Here is a 16,330-nt window from a genome sequence, read left to right as displayed (position 1 = left end):
GCGTCAGGCGTCCCACTCGGCGACGACGGCCTCGGTGTCCGCGCCCGGCCGCGGCGGTGGGGCCGGGCGGCCCGTGGCCGTGCGGGAGAAACGCGGGGCCGGGGCCGCCTGCTCGACTCCGTCGATCTCGATGATCGTCTCGCGCGCGGCCAAGTGCGGGTGGGCGGCGACCTCCTCCGGGGCCAGGACCGGCGTCACGCACGCGTCCGTGCCGGCGAAGACCGCCGCCCACTCGTCGCGGGGCCGGGTGAGGAACGCCGCGGCGAACCGGGCGCGCAACGTGGGCCAGCCCGTGCGGTCGAGCCGGCCGGGCAGGGTGGCCGGGTCGAGGTCCAGGCCCGTCAGGAGCGCGCCGTAGAACTGGGGCTCGAGCGCGCCGACGGCGACGCAGCGGCCGTCCTGGCAGACGTACGTGTCGTAGAACGGGGCGCCGCCGTCCAGGAGGTTCGTGCCGCGCCCGGCCGACCACGTGCCCTGGCCGCGCATCGTCCACAGCACCTGCAGGAGCACGCTCGTGCCGTCGACCATCGCCGCGTCGACCACCTGGCCCTCGCCGGACCGCTCGCGCTCCCACAGGGCGGCGAGGATGCCCGTGACGAGGAACATCGAGCCGCCGCCGAAGTCGCCGACCAGGTTCAGCGGGGGCACCGGCCGCTCGCCGGCGCGGCCGATCGCGTGCAGCGCGCCGGTGAGGCCGATGTGGTTGATGTCGTGGCCGGCCCGCGCCGCCAGCGGCCCGTCCTGTCCCCAGCCGGTCATCCGCGCGTAGACCAGCCGCCGGATTCGCTCCCGGCACGCGTCCGGGCCGATGCCGAGCCGCTCGGTGACGCCCGGGCGGAAGCCTTCGACGAGCACGTCGGCCTTCGCGATCAGCCGCAGCGCCAGCGCCCGTCCCGACTCGGATTTGAGGTCCGCGGCCACGGACCGCCGGCCGCGCAGCAGGTGGTCCGGCTTGCCGCCGGTCAGGTCGAGCGTGCCCTGGGGACGTTCGATCCGGACGACGTCCGCGCCGAGGTCGGCCAGCACCATGGCCGCGTGCGGCGCCGGCCCGAGGCCCGCCAGCTCGACCACGCGCAGTCCTGTCAGCGGCCCGGTCACGAGGTGAACTCCGGCGGCCGCTTCTCCAGGAACGCCGCGACGCCTTCACGGCCGTCCGGGGAAGCGGCCCGCGCCCGGATGGACACGGCTTCCCGCCGCAGCGCGACCTCGGCCGCGGGGACGGCCGTCTCGCGCAGCAGCCGTTTCGTCGCGACCTGGGCGGCTCGCGACCCGGCGGCCAGGCGCCGCACGACTTCCTCGGCGGCGGCTTCGAGCTCCTCGTCCGGGTGGACCTGGGCGACCAGCCCGAGTTCGCGCGCCTCGTCCGCGGTGACGACCGGGTTCAGCAACGCGACGCGCAGCGCCCGGTGCAGGCCGAGGGAGGCCGTCAGCAGCGAAGCGCCGCCGTCGGGGGAGAAGCCGAGTTTCGTGTAGGCCAGGGTGAACCGCGCCGACGCTCCGGCGAGCACCAGGTCGGCCGCCGCGGCGAGCGAGAGCCCGGCGCCGGCCGCGGTGCCCTGCACGACCGCGACGACGACGGCGTCCATCCGGTGCAGGTCGCTGATCGCGCGGTGGAGGGCGTCGGCCAGGTCGTCGACCAGGACACCGACGTCGCCGGCCGCGGCGAACGCCGAAACGTCGCCTCCGACGCTGAACGCACGTCCCTCGGCGGACAGCACGACGACGTGCGCGTCGTCGGTCCGGGCCTGCCGCACGGCCCGTCCCAGAGCGTCCACAGTGGACAGTGTGAGAGAGTTGCCGCGATCGCCGTCCGACAGCCGGATCCGGGCGACGCGCCCGTCGAGGGTGTAGGTGACCGCGCTCATCGGGCGGCCGCCACCGGGTTGCCGGTGCACGCCCGGCTGTCCCTTCAGCGTGGTCATGGTCGGCCTTCCTGTGCGGGGGTCACGAAGCGAGGGCGGCGTGGCCGCGGTCGACGAGCGCGGGGACGAACGCGCCGAGGCGGTCGAACCCCTCGCCCACGGTGAGCCCCCGCTGGGCGCGGTAGTGGATGCCTTCGAAGATCGCGGCGATCTTGTAGAACGCGAACCCGAGGTACCACGGCAGGGCGGACAGGTCCCGGCCGCTGTGCCGGGCGTAGGACTCGACGAGGAAGTCGCCGGACGGGAACCCGGGGACCGCGCCGGGCGTGGCGGCGACCGGGGTGGCCGGGCCGTCCCACCAGGCCACGGCGGAAGCGAGGTCGGCCAGCGGGTCGCCCAGGGTGGCCATCTCCCAGTCGAGGACGGCGAGGACGGTGCCGTCGGCCGGATCGACCACGATGTTGTCCAGGCGGTAGTCGCCGTGCACGATCGCCGCCGCGCCGGACTCCGGGATCCGGCGGGCCAGGCGTTCACCGAGCGCGGTCAGCTCGGGCAGGTCCCGGCTGTGGGAGTCGCGCAGCTGCCGCGCCCAGCGTCGCAGCTGGCGCTCGAGGTAGCCGTCGGGGTGGCCAAGGTCGCTCAGCCCGACCGTCGCGGGATCGGTGTGGTGCAGCCGGGCGAGGGTTTCGACGAGCGCGCCGGCCAGGCGGGTGGCCTCCGCGCGGCCGAAGGACTCGAGCTGGTGCTGGTCGCGCAGGACGCTGCCCTCGACGAACTCCATGACGTAGAAGGGCGCGTCGGCGACGCCTTGCACGATCGGCTCGGGCACCGGCACCGCGCTCGGGTGCAGCGCGCGCAGGACGCGGAACTCGCGGTCCATGTCGTGCGCCGTGGCCAGGACGTGGCCCAGCGGCGGGCGGCGCAGCACCCGGCGGCCGGACCCGTCGGTCAGCAGGTAGGTCAGGTTGGACCGGCCGCCCGCCAGCAGCTCCACGCGCAGCGGCCCGGAGAGCAGTCCGCGCTCGCGGAGGAACGCGGCCAGTGCGGGAACCGAAACTCCCGGTGGGCTCGACATAGCCAAGAACCTTTCGATACCGAGCGATCGAACGGTAAAACTGAACAAGATGTCGAGTACCATCCCCGAGGCGGTCGGAACTGTCAAGCGCCGAGAGGACGGACCCGTGGGGGCACGTGGGATAGCGCCGGAGGAGCTCGACGCCCGGAAGGAGGTGGGCTCCCGGCTGCGCGACGCCCGCCGGAGCGCCGGGCTGACCCTGCGTCAGGTGGCGCAGGCCCTCGACGTCAGCGCCGGCACGTGGAGCGCGGTGGAGAACGGCGGGACGAAGCTCGACGACGCCCGGCTCGCGCGGGTCGCGGACGTCCTGGGCACCGACGTCGCGACCCTGCGCGGCGCGCCGGTCGCCGGGAGCTGGCGCGACTTCGCGCCGCTGCGGCTCGAACCGCCGCTGGCCGGGGCCCTCGCGGCCTTCGCCGAGCTCGGGTACCACGGCTCGACCATCCGCGACATCGCCCAGCGCGCCCGGCTGTCGGTCCCCGGCGTCTACCACCACTGGCCGGCCAAGCAGGACCTGCTGGTCGCGTTGCTCGACCTGACGATGGCCGACCTGCTGACCCGCGCCCGCGCGGCGCGGGCCGAGGTGGACGGCCCGGTCGAGCGGTTCACCCGCCTGGTCGAGTGCCTCGCGCTCTTCCACACCCACCGGCGCGAGCTCGGGTTCATCGGGGCGAGCGAGATGCGCAGCGTCGAGGAGCCCGACCGCACCCGCATCGCGGCCAGCCGCCAGGAGATGCAGCACATGGTCGACGACGAGGTGGTGGAGGGCTGCCGCCGCGGGGTGCTGGCCACGCCGCTGCCGAAGGAGGCCGCGCGGGCCGTGGTCACGATGTGCACCGCGCTGCCGCAGTGGTGGTCGCCGTCCGGGCCGTCGTCGCCGGAGACGGTCGCGCGCCAGTACGTCGGGTTCGCCCTGGACGTGGTGCGGCTCGCGCGTTGACACCCGGCGCGGCCGATCGTACGGTCATTCCGACCAGTCGCTCGGTTGCGTTCAGGAGTATCTCGTGCCGGATTACGCTCTGCCCGCCCCCTCGGCCCACGCCCGCGAGCTGCACGACCGGATGCTGGCGTTCGTCCGCGACCGCGTGCTCCCGGCCGAAGCCTCGTACCTGGCGCACCGCCGGGCCGCGGGGCCCGACGACCACGGCGTCCCGCCCGTCGTCGAGGAGCTGAAGACGGCGGCCCGGGCCGAAGGGCTGTGGAACCTGTTCCTGCCCGCCGAGTCGGGGCTGACGCAGCTGGAGTACGCGCCGATCGCGGAGCTGTCGGGCTGGAGCCTGGACCTGGCACCCGAGGCCATCAACGGCCAGGCGCCCGACACCGGCAACATGGAGCTGCTGCACCTGCTCGGCAGCGACGAGCAGAAGCGCGACTGGCTGGCGCCGTTGCTGGCGGGGGAGATCCGGTCGGCGTTCGCGATGACCGAGCCGGACGTCGCCAGCAGCGACGCGACGAACATCGCCACGCGCATCGTGCGCGACGGCGGCACCTACGTCATCACCGGTCGCAAGTGGTGGACGAGCGGGGCGATGGACCCGCGGTGCGCGTTCTTCATCGTGATGGGCAAGACCGACCCCGAGGCCGCGACGCACCGGCAGCAGACGATGGTGCTCGTGCCGCGCGACACGCCCGGCGTGACGATCGTGCGCGACCTGCCGGTGTTCGGCCACCACGACCAGCACGGCCACGCCGAGGTCCGCTTCGACGACGTCCGGGTGCCGGTCGAGAACGTGATCGGCGAGGAGGGCGGCGGGTTCGCGGCCGCGCAGGCCCGGCTCGGCCCGGGCCGGATCCACCACTGCATGCGCGCGCTCGGCGCGGCCGAACGCGCCCTGGCGCTGATGGTGGCGCGGGCGCGCGACCGGGTGGCGTTCGGCGGGCCGCTGGCCGACCAGGGCGTGGTGCAGCAGCAGATCGCGGAGTCCCGGCTGGAGATCGAGCAGGCGCGGATGCTGTGCCAGCGGGCCAGCCACGTCATCGACGTCGCGGGCAACAAGGCCGCGAAGGACCTGGTGGCGATGGCGAAGGTGGCGGTGCCCCGGGCGGCGACCCGGGTGATCGACCGCGCGATCCAGATCCACGGCGGCGCGGGCGTCACCGACGTGACGCCGTTGGCCGCGATGTACGCGTGGCACCGCGCGATGCGGCTGTTCGACGGGCCGGACGAGGTGCACCTGAGGTCCATCGCGAAGGCCGAGCTCCGGGCGGCTCCGGTGTTGCCTCCGGACGTGTCCCCCTGAGTGCGCTGGTCGTCCATCGTCGTCTTCATAGGCTCCGACCAGCGCCCCAGCGTGGAGGCAGATGGGTATCCCGTCCGCACGGGGCGCGGTGCGGCACTTCCGCTCGCCCGCCGACGTGATCGCGTCGCTGGACGGCGATCTCGAGTCGACGGTCGCGTTCGTCGCGTCCGGCGGCACCACCTTTCCTGTCGCCGATCCTGGGGCGCCTCGGCGGGGTCGTCTGCCTGGACGGGACCCTCCGCTCGCACCTCGCCATCGTCTCCCGCGAGTTCGAGGTGCCGTGCCTGGTCGGGGCCGAGCTGGCCGACGGGACGGAGGTGGTCCTGGAGATCGGTGCGGCGCGGAAGTCATCTGGGGCGCGGAGTTCGAGACCGACCCACCCGAAGCGTCGGGCTTGACGGGGATCACTGAGGTCAGCTGATCGGTGAGCCGAGCCCGGCATCGTCGCGTTCGGCTGTCGACGATGTGGATACCACGCACAGACTTAGCGCGGTCCGCGCGGGCCGAGGTTGTCCGGGCTTCGTGGACTTCGACGGCCGAGCGATCCGGACCGAGGGCGGCGGGCAGGGCAACCCCTGGCTGTCTGCTCGATTCCGGGGCGGTGTGAACCCGGCTCTTAAACTATGACAGTTGTTCGACGACATCTCGGAAACAGCCGGACGAGGGCGGGGGTGCTACGGCCGGGCAGATGCTTCGGTCGGGCCGTGCCGTCCGATTCCGCGAAATTCGGTGACAGGGAGGAAAAAGCGGGGAATGAGCCGTGGGAAGTGGGCGAAAATGGCTGAACCGATCTATGTGGGAAGCGCAAGATGCTACCCACAGTCGCGCTCGGGGACACCTGCGGCCCCTCGTTGGCCCTGTCGACAGACGACGAGCCCCCCCGCAGGCGGTCGCCACCAACGCCGGCCGCATGCGTGCTCGACCGTCCGACCGGAGCTCGGCCGACGTTCTGCTCTAGAGGCCTTCGATCCGAGTCGCCGCCAGGTCATCACGCACTGCCAAGCCGAATGTGGAGGCAAGCCCCAGGTGGCGAAGCTGCGCGTCTCGCGGCGAGGCACCTTCTCGGGGTGGGGGACGACGTGCAAGCCTCGAGTTCCCCTCTCAAAGCGTTACTTCAGAACGCGCCAGATCTGACTATTGCGTACCAATTGGTAATCTGGTAAAGCACGCAATGTATTGCCGATTGTTTCGGGAACCGGTCTCGGGGCGAGAGTGCCGGTGGCATGATGTCGGAATGCCGGTGATCAACCACAAGTCTCTTCCGTCGGATCCGCGCGAGGTGCAACTGGTCGTGAGCGGGGGAGACTCGGACCTGCACCTGCGGGCGCTGCGTGAATGGTTGCTTCATGAAGACGAACTTCGAGGTTGCCTCGAATTGCGGAACCGTCCGGTCGTGCCCGGTCAGATGGGCGGAGTGCTGGACCTCCTCGCGGTGACGCTGGGCACGGGAGGTGCGGGAGTCGCGCTCGCTCGATCTCTTTCGACCTGGCTGGCGCAGCGGCGGGCCGATGTCACGGTCACCGTGAAGGCGCAAGACGGCCGTGAAGTCAGTGTGGATGTGCGGCGCGCCCGTGATCCCGAGGCGATCATCCGGGAGGTCGCGTCCCTGGTCGATCCCATTGAGGACTGACCGATGACCACTCCCTGGTTCCCGGAGGCCGGCAAGTGCCGGGCGGTCCTGATCGGCACGAGCGTCTACCGGGCGGCGGACCTCACTGCCATTCCGGCGGTGGCGAACAACTTGAGGGCACTGCGGGATGCCTTGACGGACTCGGTGGGCGGACTGCTGAGTCCCGAGCACTGCACGGTCGAAGGCCTTGACGGACCGACATCGCTGGCCAAGGTCGGCATGGCGCTCGGCCGGGCCGCTCGGGAAGCCACGGACCTCCTGGTGGTCTACTACGCGGGTCACGGACTGCTCGACGACGACGGCAGCCTGCACTTGGGGCTCGAAGACACCGAACCGCAGAATGTCGGCTACAGCGGCCTCCCGGTGGCACGGATCAAGCAGGACCTGGGCCAGGCCCGTGCCCGGGCGCGGGTCCTGATCCTGGACTGCTGCTTCTCCGGCCAGGCGATCGCGGCGATGGCCACTCCCAGCAGCCTCGTGACCGGTCAGCTGACCCTCACCGGGACGTACACCCTGACCTCCAGTTCGGCGAACGTTCCATCCCACGCACCACCCGGGGCGCGGTTCACGGCGTTCACCGACGCGTTACTGAGCGCGCTCGCCGAACCCGAGCCCCGCTCGCTTGACGAGATCTACCAGCACGTCAACGATCGGCTGGTCGGGCTCGGCCTGCCGGCGCCCCAGCGCAGGGCGACGAACACCGCCGGTCGGCTCGCGCTCGTCCGCGGGGCTTCCGCCGCGATTCGGGACGACCTCCCGGAAGAGAGGCCGGATCCGGCCGACGACCTGCCTGCCGCGTCGCCGCGGAACCGGACGAGCACGCTGGCCCAAGTGCTCGCGGACGCCGCGGCACCGCCGACGAAGATCCTCGAAAACCGGCGCCGGCAAGGCGTGGCGAAGCTCGGATCAGCGTCAGCGCCCGGGACCGACGCGGACCGCGCGGCGATCGTCGGGTTCTGGAACACCGTCGAAATGTTCAGTCCGCAGCCGGTGAAGAAAGTGAGCGGCCGGGAGAGAGTGAGCACGGTAGTCCCCGGCGAGCCGTTGCCGTGGGAACCCGACCACGAGCTGGCGCGCTATCGGCTGACGTCGAAGCAAGCCTGGCGGCACTCGGTCTACCTGGGTATCTACCAGCTCGAGCCGGTCTTCGAGTTCCTCGACTCGGTGTTTCCGCCGGACGAGACGAGCTACGACGAGCGACCGGCGGGGGAGAGCGCCTTGGCAGCGTTCGTCGTTTCGGGAGCGGGGCGTCCGCTGGTCGACTCGCAGGTGCTGTCCGGCTGTGCGTGGGCGACCGGCCGGGTACTCAATCCCGGGCCCGATGTACCCGGATGGATGAAGGGATTCGAGGGAACCCGGGAAGAATTCGCCTCCCTGTTCGAGAACCTGGTCACGCCCGGTCGGAAGACGGTGCTGGAGGCACGGAAGTCAGGGCGGGTGCACGAGGTGGGTTACGTGGCCGACGAGGAACTGCTCGCCGGGTGCTTCCGGCTGGTCGAGGACCTCGTTCGGCTCGGCGGCGTGGTGCCGCACGGTGAGATCCGCATTCACAGCCAGATCGTGGCCAAGCGCAACGCCTTCGGCGTGGACGGACACGACTTCCTCAACAGTATGATCGCCGGCGACCTGGCCACCGTGGCGGCGAGTGCCGCGGAAGGCGGTGCCGGAGCGGCCCTGCGCGCCTATCTGCGCCCCGATGCCGAGCTGGATCTCGGCGCCCGCGTGGATGTTCGGAACCGGCCGGACGCGGTGCTGCACGACACCGCGCCCGGGCGGGTCCCGCTGGGGCGGTGGCCGAGCAGCCCGGACCATTCGCTCGCGCTCGGACAACAGCTGGCGGTCTCCAACGCGGTGCGGCTGGGGGAGGGGCCCGGGCGGATCTTCGCCGTGAACGGACCGCCCGGCACCGGGAAAACGACCATGCTGCGCGACCTCGTCGCCGCGCTGGTGGTCGAGCGGGCTCGTGTCCTGGCGGGGCTTGACCGGCCCGACGACGCGTTCACCGGGGCGACGGCGACCTGGCGCACCGGCGACTACACACGGGTGGTCCACACCCTTCGCCCCGAACTCACCGGCTTCGAAATGGTCGTCGGGTCGGCGAACAACGGCGCCGTCGAGAACGTCACCGACGAGATGCCGGCGTGGGATGCTGTCGACGACAGCTGGCGTCATGCCGCCGAGGACGTCGACTACTTCGCGGGCATAGCGTCAGCACTGCTCACCGCGGACAAGGACCCGGCGAACCGTGGGTCACGGCCGCCCGATGAAGAGCAGGCGGGTTGGGCCCTGCTCACGGCGCGGCTGGGCAACAAGGCCAACCGCAGCCGGTTCGTGGACGCGTTCTGGTACCGCACCCCGCCGCAGCCGCCGGTCGGCGTGAGCGACTCCGAACCGGCCGATGACGAAGCCGGGGAAACGAAGGACCTCGACCACGCTCGAGCCGGCCTGCTGGCCATCCTCAAAGACTACGAGCTGTCGACGCCCGCCGAGACGTGGCCGGAAGCCGCGGCTGAGTTCGACCGAGTGTTCAAGCGCGCCGAAGCGGATCAGGCGGAGCGGGAACGAATCTACCGGGCTTGGTGCGAGAAGCCACCTGCCGAGAAGCGTTTGCGACACTGCCAGGACGAACTTTCGGCCGCGGCGCGGCTACTCGATGGCGTCCGCGCTCAGCTGAGCGAAGCGAACAGTCGTGCGCACGCGTGGTACGCGGAGGGCAGGCGCCTGACCGGACTGCGGATCGAACACCAGCGGTTCCGGCCGGGCTTCCTGGAATGGTTGACGACTTGGGGTCGCGCGCTGCGGGAATGGCGAAACCGTGACGCGAAACTGGCCAGTGGACTCACCGCCGCCGAGCGGGCGTTCGACCAGGCCCGTACCGAGGTGGCTTACTTGACCAACCAAGTCGACGTCGCCGCCGGCAACCGGGATCGCGCGAAGCTGGGCGTGGAGAGCGCCCAGCGCGTGCTGGGCAGTCTGCTCGACGAACTGACCCGCGCGGAGGCGGCCCTCGGCCCGTGCTTCCCCGATGACAGCTGGTTCGCCGACCGGACCCGTCGCGAGCTGGCGGCGCTGTGGACCGACTCGTCGTGGAATTCGGCGCGGACGGAGCTGTTCCTGGCCGCCCTGCGGCTGCACAAGGCTTTTCTGCGGCTCGCGCCGAAGAAGATGCGCCAGACCCTTCAGGGTGCGATGGATGTGCTGTCCGGCAGCGCGCCACGGGAGCTGCCCCAAAACGACGCGCTCGTGGCATGGCAGGCGCTGTTCCTGGTGGTCCCGGTGGTATCGACGACGTTCTCCTCCTTCGCTCGCATGTTTTCCCACCTGGGGGCGGAAACACTGGGCTGGTTGCTGATCGACGAGGCCGGGCAGGCGACGCCGCAGAGCGCTGTCGGTGCCCTTTGGCGCGCGAAGCGCGCGGTGATCGTCGGTGACCCGCTTCAACTCGAACCGATCAACGCGGTGCCGTTCCGAGCCGAACAGGCCATCCGCCGGGAACTCGGCGTCGACGAGCAATGGTTGTCGGGCCGGACTTCCGTGCAACGCCTGGCCGACCGCCTCACCCGGCTGGGGACGTTGCTGCCTTCGGACGACGGCAAGATCTGGGTCGGGGCGCCCTTGACCGTGCACCGCCGCTGCGACGAGCCGATGTTCGGCATCGCCAACGACATCGCCTATGACGGGCTGATGATCCACGGCAACTCGGGGGCCCACGCCGACCGGTTCGCCGAGAAGTATCCGTCGCTGCCCGAGTCCAAGTGGATCGACGTGGTGGCCGGCCACTCCGAAGGCCACTGGATACCCGCGGAAGGCCAGCAGCTCGACCGGATCCTCAGAGCCCTTGGCCTGGTGCACTTCGACATGTCCGAGGTGATGGTGATCGCGCCGTTCCGGGACGTCGCCGACCAGGTCCGCCGGCGCACCGACCGTTACCCCGGGCTGGTCGCCGGAACCGTCCACACGGCTCAGGGGAAGCAGGCGGACATCGTCATCCTCGTGCTCGGTAGTGATCCGCGGCGTCCGGGAGCCCGGCGTTGGGCAGCGAGCAAACCGAATCTGCTCAACGTCGCGGCCAGCCGGGCGAAACGTCGTCTCTACGTCATAGGTGACCGGCGAGAGTGGTCGAGCCGGCGCCACTTCGATGTGCTGGCCGAGCGACTACCGTCTTCGGCTCCCCTGTAGGACAGCCGGTGCTTCACCGGTGGATCCTTTCCCAGTAGTACGTCACGGGCAGCACGCGAAAGGTCGAACCCCACGCCGCCGATGCCGGGTGTCATCCGGCGCGCGGCCTCCCGGCTCGGCGGGCTCCACGAACACCGGCGGCGTTTCCTTCCGGCTGCGCCATGAACACGCGGTCATACTCATGAAATGTCGGCGGCCGGACCGGCGTTCGGCCTCGTCGCCGATGACCTTCGGCGAGGCAGCGGGTGATCGGTTCCGCGCTGCGGTCGAACGGGCGACCGCTACGGACGGACAGGCTCGGCCGCTGAGCGGGTCAGCCTGCGAGCTTGGGTGTCCACGTGCTTCTGAATGGGCTGTCGGCCGGCATGACCTCGTCCACCATCGCCGCCAGTTCACGTCGTCCGCGGTGCAGCATCGGCAGCACTGCCGGGATGGGCGTGGAACGGGGAAAGGGCATGTCGGCGACCAGGTCCTTGAACCCGAAGTCGCTCGCCAGCCAGCGAGCCAGTGCACGGAGGTGCTCCGCGGCCTTCGCCCTCATGTCGATGCGGGTCAGGTCGCGCCGATAGTCGGTTCGATCGGTCCCGGCGGCGTGCAGGAGGCCCGAGCGCCGGACGAGGCATGGGTAGCAGTGTCCGCAGTTGAGCCGGTCTCGGTGGGCGTAGCGCGCGCTGCTGGGGTCGCCGCAGCTGACTGTACGAGCAAGGTCATCTCGGGTAAGCCCGGCTTGCAGCGCTTGGCCGCACACCTCGCCCTTCGTGAACGACAGTAGTGGGTTGACGACCTCGACAGCGCCGCCGAGCCCGCGGATCAGGCGGTTCGTCAGCTCCAGCGTCCAAGGATGGACAGATCGCGTCGAGAGACCGGCCAAGCGGTTCGGCGTCAAGGGCGGGTTGATCGCGAGTTGTCCGTTCTCCGGTGCTTTGACTTGACCGAGACGATGCGCTGACGCGGCCGCCACCGCGGTAGCCATATAGAGCAGGCCACGCGTACGTGTGCTGCGCTCGAGCTCGCCGTCGGCTCCGGAGAGCACTCGCTGACCGATCTGCACCAGCTTGACCGGCCGGCTGCGGATCCGTTCGATGGCCTGGCGGACCTCTTGCTGCCGGGCGCGGATGTTGTCGTCGTAACCCATCAGCAGCAATGTCCCGGCCTGCCCCTGCGACGCTGCTCGCGCGGCATAGGAAGTGGAGTCCAGCCCACCTGAGAAGAGCGTCACCTCCGACGCTCGTCCTTCGTAGTCCAACCACTGCCGATAGGTGGCACCCCCTACCACGTGGACCTGCCAGGTATCGCTGGTCAGGGCGGCAAGCAGCGTGGTGAGATCGCCGAGTTGTGACGCACCCCAGCGCTCGGGTTCCGCGACCTCGACCACAAGGTCGATGGTGCGCGACCACCCGTCTTCGGTGCGCCGGACATAGCGTTTGTCCACCAGATAGACGGCGCGCGCCACCTGCAGCAGGTCACGGGCCCAAAGTTCGGCCGGGCCAACCATCGCTGTGCCTTGGTCGAGCCGAGTCTCCCGATCGTGGAAGTCGTCGTCGGAGAGCGGTTCACGATCGGAGTCTCGGCGACGCCGGGGGGCCGCGGTGAAGCTGAAGCTCCGGGCGTCGCTGGTCATGAGCTCACCGGCGGAAGCCCCAGAGCCGTGGTCACAGCGTTCCGCAGCATGTCGCGGCCCAGCTCGACGATGGAGCGGGGCTCGTCCGGGTGTGCGGCCTTCTCGGCGCAGGGCATCGGGAGCACCGCGGTGATCTGGTCGGCGACCCAGTCCGCGATCTGACCGCTGGGATCGACCAGCACAAGCGCCGGCACTGCCAGCTTCACCTTTTCGGCGATGACCGCGTGAATGAACTCGGCGACGTAATCGGCGAAGAAGAGCTGGTAGATCTCACAGAACAGGCCGTCGGGAAAGCCCCAGTGCGAGTCTCCTCGCCTCACGGCGTCCGCCGCCGAAGGACTGGCGAGGATCTTCTCGGCGCAAGCGGTGGCGGAGCGGCGTGCGACGGCGTCGGCGATCGTCGTGCCGTCACCGGCTACGACGGATACGAACCTGTAGGCGAACCACTCGTCGCGAGTGCCGGGCCAGCCCGAGTCGGGAACCAGGTCCACCAGCCCGTCGTCTCCGCCGAAGCTCCCGACCACATCGACCAGGGCTTCGCCCGCCTTGGTCATCGTCAGCCGCAGATCGTAGGCGTCCGGGTCGGCACGCACCGCTTCGGTCAGAGCGTCCAAGCAACGCTGTCCTCGCTTCGCGACCGACTCGTCCGAGATCGGATGATCTTCGGACTGTCGCGGTCCGGGGATATCCGCGGCTGATGCGGCTGCGCCTTCCGCCGGCCGCAGCCGGGCGACACTCCTCGACACGGCTGTCCAGGCCGCCGTCTGCGGCCCTTTCCATCTGCTCGAAGTGCCCACGCACGCGCTCCCGGGTGCCGGCGACCTCCTCCACGGTACGCACGCACGGTCACACCGCAATAGCCATCAGTAAGACCATCCGTTCGGCCCAGGCTCGCCGTGTCGCAGGTGCACCCGTTCACTCGATCGTGTAGAACGTGTTTGGGGTATGGGACAGGTCGGGTTCGAGATCCAGGGTCGGTAAACCCGATGGCACAGTTCAAGGGAGACGGCAACGAACACGTGGCAGCCATCGGAAGCGTTCTGGCCGGCGCGGGAATTTCTCCGGGACAGTGCCAAGCTGATTCCTGAAATCGAGCGGTGCTATCAGGAGGCGCATCCCAACGGTTCGGCGCCTGGTCCGGGAGACGTGACCTCCTGGCGGCAAAGCGTGTACTGGCTGGCGTCCTTGCTGGATCGCCTCGGGCTCGATCGAGTTTGGCTGTTCGTGGAGTACTCGGTCGCTCGTACAATGAATCCCATCGACGTCGTCCTCGCCGGTTTTCATCCGAACGGTGGTTTGAGCTACGCGGCGATCGAGCTGAAGCAGTGGAGTCAGGTCGAGCGTCCGAGGCCGGAAGTCGCCGATGGTCTGTGTGCGGTGTGCCGACGGGGTGGGCCGGGAAGTCTGTGCAAGCAGTGCGCTCTCGACAAGGTCTACTTCGACGCATACAGGAAGCACAAGAAGCATCCGGCCGTGCAGGTGTGCGACAACATGATGGCGCTCAAGACGCACCACGCCATGTTCGATGATCGCTACGTGAATCTTGTCGGCGCGTCATATCTGCACAATCTCAAGGCCGTGGAGTTCCAGTGGATGAGAAATGTTTCACCACGGCCGGGGATACCGACGTTCACGGCTCGCTTTCCCGGTGAGCTCGAAGCCTTTCTCAAGGGAAACTTCAGTGCGAAGTCGGGTGCTGATGCGGCTGAAACCTTGCTCGAGCGACGTCGCGCGAGTCCCCTGATCGAGCCGGACGTCGGAGCCATCGTGGCTGGGCACACGCGGTTCAGTCTCGTGGAGAACCAGTTGGCCGCTGTGAAGAGCGTGACCGAGGCGCTGGCCGGCTCGTCCCCGGCCGGAGCGAAGAAGGTCTTCGTCGTCAGCGGCCGGGCCGGGAGTGGGAAGTCGCTGGTCGGACTGACCCTGCTCGGTCAGGCGCTCAACGATGGGCACAAAGTCGGCTATGTATCCGGCGGAATCGCTTCACGGGAGACGTTCAAACGCGCGTCCCAGGGTCGGCGCTCCGCTTTCGCCACGCTGAACAGTATCGCCGACAACCGGACGAAGGACGAGCTCGACTTGATTCTGTGCGACGAGGCGCACCGACTGACCGAGCGCCCGATGAAGGGCTCGTATTCCATGCGCCCCGGTGAGTCCTCCGTGTCGGTGGTCGTCACGCGGGCGAAGGTGCCGGTGTTCTTCATCGACGGTGATCAGCGCCTGTTCCCCGACGAGGTGTGGTCGCCGGAAGCGCTCATCCGTGAGATAAAGAGCCTCGAGGCGGAGGTCGTGCCGATCGGCCTGGACAGGGTGCTCCGCGCTGTTGGCAGCTCGACGTACGATACGTGGATCCAGCGCCTGTTCGCCGGCGACCCGCTGCCCTGGAAACCGGATGATGGTGACGAGCCAGAGCCATTCCAGCTGTGGTACACGGACAGTGCCGCGACCATGGAACGCTTCCTTCGCGCAAAGGAGAGCAAGCAGGAAAGCGCTCGGATGAGCGCTGGAATCTGCTGGAAATGGGAAGATCGGAGTGGCACCGAGCCGGAAGTCGCCCCCGAGCCGGGCTGGGCGCGCCCGTGGAACGCCGGAGATCAGCACGATACCCCCGGAGTTCCGAAGCGGCGTTTCTGGGCAACGGAATCCGGCGGCTTCGGGCAGATCGGCTGTGTCCATACCGCGCAGGGCCTCGAGTACGAGTGGGGTGGCGTGATCATGGGACCTGACCTCACTTGGGACGGCGGTAGCTGGCAAGTGCACCGCGAACACGTGCTGAGCAAGGCCAACCGGATCCGTGAGGACGAAGAACTCGCACGTGCAATCCGGAGGGCGTACGGAGTGCTCATGACTCGCTCGATCCGCGGCACCGTGCTCTATTCGGTTGATCCAGTCACGAGAAGACTCTTCGCCGATCTCGGCGTTCGCAAGCTGTGAAGTCGTCGATTCGAGAGAACCGTTCAGATTTCGTGGTTTGGAGCCCGGTAAGCATAGGCGGAGGACGGGCGGGCGTGGGTGGCCAGGCCGGTGACCCGGCCCGGTCCGTCGTCGGGCTCGGGCCGCTTTGACCCGGAGGCGAGCTACCGGACGCCGGCGACCGGAGGCGCTCGTGCAGCGGGCTCAGCACCCGCGGGCGGCACCCGCCCGCGACGTCTCGAGCCCGGCGGTGTTCCGCGCGCTGCTTGGGGGTGATGCTGCGCCTGGACGCAGTGCCGTTCACCGGCAAGCGACTGGCACCGACGGCCAGACCAGTCCGAGGCGCACCTGGAGCTGAGGGCGTTCCGTGCGTTGACCCGGCTCGCGGCGCCCGGGCTGCTGCTCAAGGCCGAGGCGGTGGTCGCGCCCGTGGAGGTCGGTCGCTACCTCGGCGACTACGACCCGTGCCGGTCGGGGGACGGAGAAGTCCACTGTGGAGTCGCGGGCGTTCACGGCGTTGCGTGACCTGGCGGCGGTTCGCGCGCGGACACCGTCGCCGGGGTCGGACTCGCCGGCGACCGGGCTCGAGAGCCGGAACCCGCGGTTGGTGGCGTATCCGCGGGGCGCCCGGAGCGGGAACCCGGTGCCGGCGGTGGTCAACTTCGGCCCGGAACCGGCGGACTTCGGCGGGTTGGTGCCGGTCCACCTGCACGCGACGGCCGGGGCGGAACCGATCGGGCCGGGCCGGCTGTGGGTGCCAGGGTGCGGGTTCCGGTGGCAGACCTTCGCCCCCTGACCCGACGCGGCGGG

General features: G+C 69.9%; 12 protein-coding genes. 7 read left to right on the top strand and 5 right to left on the bottom strand.

What is annotated here, in order from left to right:
- Positions 1-3: 3 nt before the first annotated feature.
- Genes ACZ7OU_RS37610 through ACZ7OU_RS37600 form a run of 3 tightly spaced genes read right to left on the bottom strand, consistent with a single transcriptional unit; the run spans position 4 to position 2,943 of the window.
- On the bottom strand, positions 4-1,098 hold the full coding sequence (locus ACZ7OU_RS37610) for a CaiB/BaiF CoA transferase family protein (RefSeq protein WP_470258904.1): 1,095 nt from the start codon (positions 1,096-1,098) through the stop codon (positions 4-6).
- Complete coding sequence (locus ACZ7OU_RS37605) at positions 1,095-1,922, bottom strand: enoyl-CoA hydratase-related protein (RefSeq protein WP_470258903.1); 828 nt, start codon at positions 1,920-1,922, stop codon at positions 1,095-1,097. The genes ACZ7OU_RS37610 and ACZ7OU_RS37605 overlap by 4 nt, the downstream gene beginning before the upstream one ends.
- A gap of 22 nt (positions 1,923-1,944) precedes the next feature.
- Entirely contained in the window at positions 1,945-2,943 is a 999-nt protein-coding gene (locus ACZ7OU_RS37600) for a phosphotransferase family protein (RefSeq protein WP_470258902.1), read from the bottom strand.
- A gap of 100 nt (positions 2,944-3,043) precedes the next feature.
- Here ACZ7OU_RS37600 and ACZ7OU_RS37595 point away from each other — a divergent pair, with 100 nt between their 5' ends.
- The 5 genes from ACZ7OU_RS37595 (at position 3,044) to ACZ7OU_RS37575 (ending at position 10,986) form a co-directional block, all read left to right on the top strand.
- On the top strand, positions 3,044-3,877 hold the full coding sequence (locus ACZ7OU_RS37595; protein WP_470258901.1) for a TetR-type transcription factor C-terminal domain-containing protein: 834 nt from the start codon (positions 3,044-3,046) through the stop codon (positions 3,875-3,877).
- Positions 3,878-3,998: 121 nt separating this feature from the next.
- Positions 3,999-5,177 carry an acyl-CoA dehydrogenase family protein gene (locus ACZ7OU_RS37590; RefSeq protein WP_470259044.1) on the top strand — a complete coding sequence of 393 codons (1,179 nt, stop codon included), beginning with the start codon at positions 3,999-4,001 and terminating at the stop codon, positions 5,175-5,177.
- Between the two features lie 137 nt (positions 5,178-5,314).
- On the top strand, positions 5,315-5,575 hold the full coding sequence (locus ACZ7OU_RS37585) for a PEP-utilizing enzyme (protein ID WP_470259043.1): 261 nt from the start codon (positions 5,315-5,317) through the stop codon (positions 5,573-5,575).
- An 836-nt stretch (positions 5,576-6,411) separates the two neighbouring features.
- Positions 6,412-6,807, top strand: coding sequence for an effector-associated constant component EACC1 (locus tag ACZ7OU_RS37580; RefSeq protein ID WP_470258900.1), 396 nt, complete (start codon positions 6,412-6,414; stop codon positions 6,805-6,807).
- Positions 6,808-6,810: 3 nt separating this feature from the next.
- Positions 6,811-10,986: a caspase, EACC1-associated type gene (locus tag ACZ7OU_RS37575; protein WP_470258899.1), complete on the top strand. Its 4,176-nt coding sequence runs from the start codon at positions 6,811-6,813 to the stop codon at positions 10,984-10,986.
- A gap of 313 nt (positions 10,987-11,299) precedes the next feature.
- Here the strand turns inward: ACZ7OU_RS37575 and ACZ7OU_RS37570 are convergent, their stop codons facing one another.
- Both ACZ7OU_RS37570 and ACZ7OU_RS37565 read right to left on the bottom strand, forming a co-directional pair.
- The gene (locus tag ACZ7OU_RS37570; protein WP_470258898.1) at positions 11,300-12,607 is read right to left on the bottom strand and encodes a 7-cyano-7-deazaguanine synthase; all 1,308 of its coding nucleotides are present in this window, start codon (positions 12,605-12,607) and stop codon (positions 11,300-11,302) included.
- Positions 12,604-13,221 (bottom strand): hypothetical protein, encoded by a 618-nt coding sequence (locus ACZ7OU_RS37565; protein ID WP_470258897.1) that lies wholly within the window; start codon positions 13,219-13,221, stop codon positions 12,604-12,606. Before ACZ7OU_RS37565 ends, ACZ7OU_RS37570 begins: the two co-directional genes overlap by 4 nt.
- Before the next feature lie 532 nt (positions 13,222-13,753).
- Here ACZ7OU_RS37565 and ACZ7OU_RS37560 point away from each other — a divergent pair.
- Positions 13,754-15,541, top strand: coding sequence for a DNA/RNA helicase domain-containing protein (locus ACZ7OU_RS37560; protein ID WP_470258896.1), 1,788 nt, complete (start codon positions 13,754-13,756; stop codon positions 15,539-15,541).
- Between the two features lie 472 nt (positions 15,542-16,013).
- Positions 16,014-16,316 (top strand): hypothetical protein, encoded by a 303-nt coding sequence (locus ACZ7OU_RS37555; RefSeq protein WP_470258895.1) that lies wholly within the window; start codon positions 16,014-16,016, stop codon positions 16,314-16,316.
- Positions 16,317-16,330: the final 14 nt, after the last annotated feature.

The sequence above is a fragment of the Amycolatopsis sp. NPDC114505 genome (assembly GCF_055633615.1).
The sequence above is the reverse complement of the archived record's forward strand: the minus strand, read 5'-3'. Positions and strand labels throughout refer to the sequence as shown.

What these genes read in the sequence shown, in the direction of transcription:
- ACZ7OU_RS37605 (WP_470258903.1), bottom strand. Translation starts at nt 1,922, where the DNA reads ATGACCACGCTGAAGGGACAGCCGGGCGTGCACCGGCAACCCGGTGGC.
- ACZ7OU_RS37590 (WP_470259044.1), top strand. Translation starts at nt 3,999, where the DNA reads ATGCTGGCGTTCGTCCGCGACCGCGTGCTCCCGGCCGAAGCCTCGTAC.
- ACZ7OU_RS37580 (WP_470258900.1), top strand. Translation starts at nt 6,412, where the DNA reads ATGCCGGTGATCAACCACAAGTCTCTTCCGTCGGATCCGCGCGAGGTG.
- ACZ7OU_RS37575 (WP_470258899.1), top strand. Translation starts at nt 6,811, where the DNA reads ATGACCACTCCCTGGTTCCCGGAGGCCGGCAAGTGCCGGGCGGTCCTG.
- ACZ7OU_RS37570 (WP_470258898.1), bottom strand. Translation starts at nt 12,607, where the DNA reads ATGACCAGCGACGCCCGGAGCTTCAGCTTCACCGCGGCCCCCCGGCGT.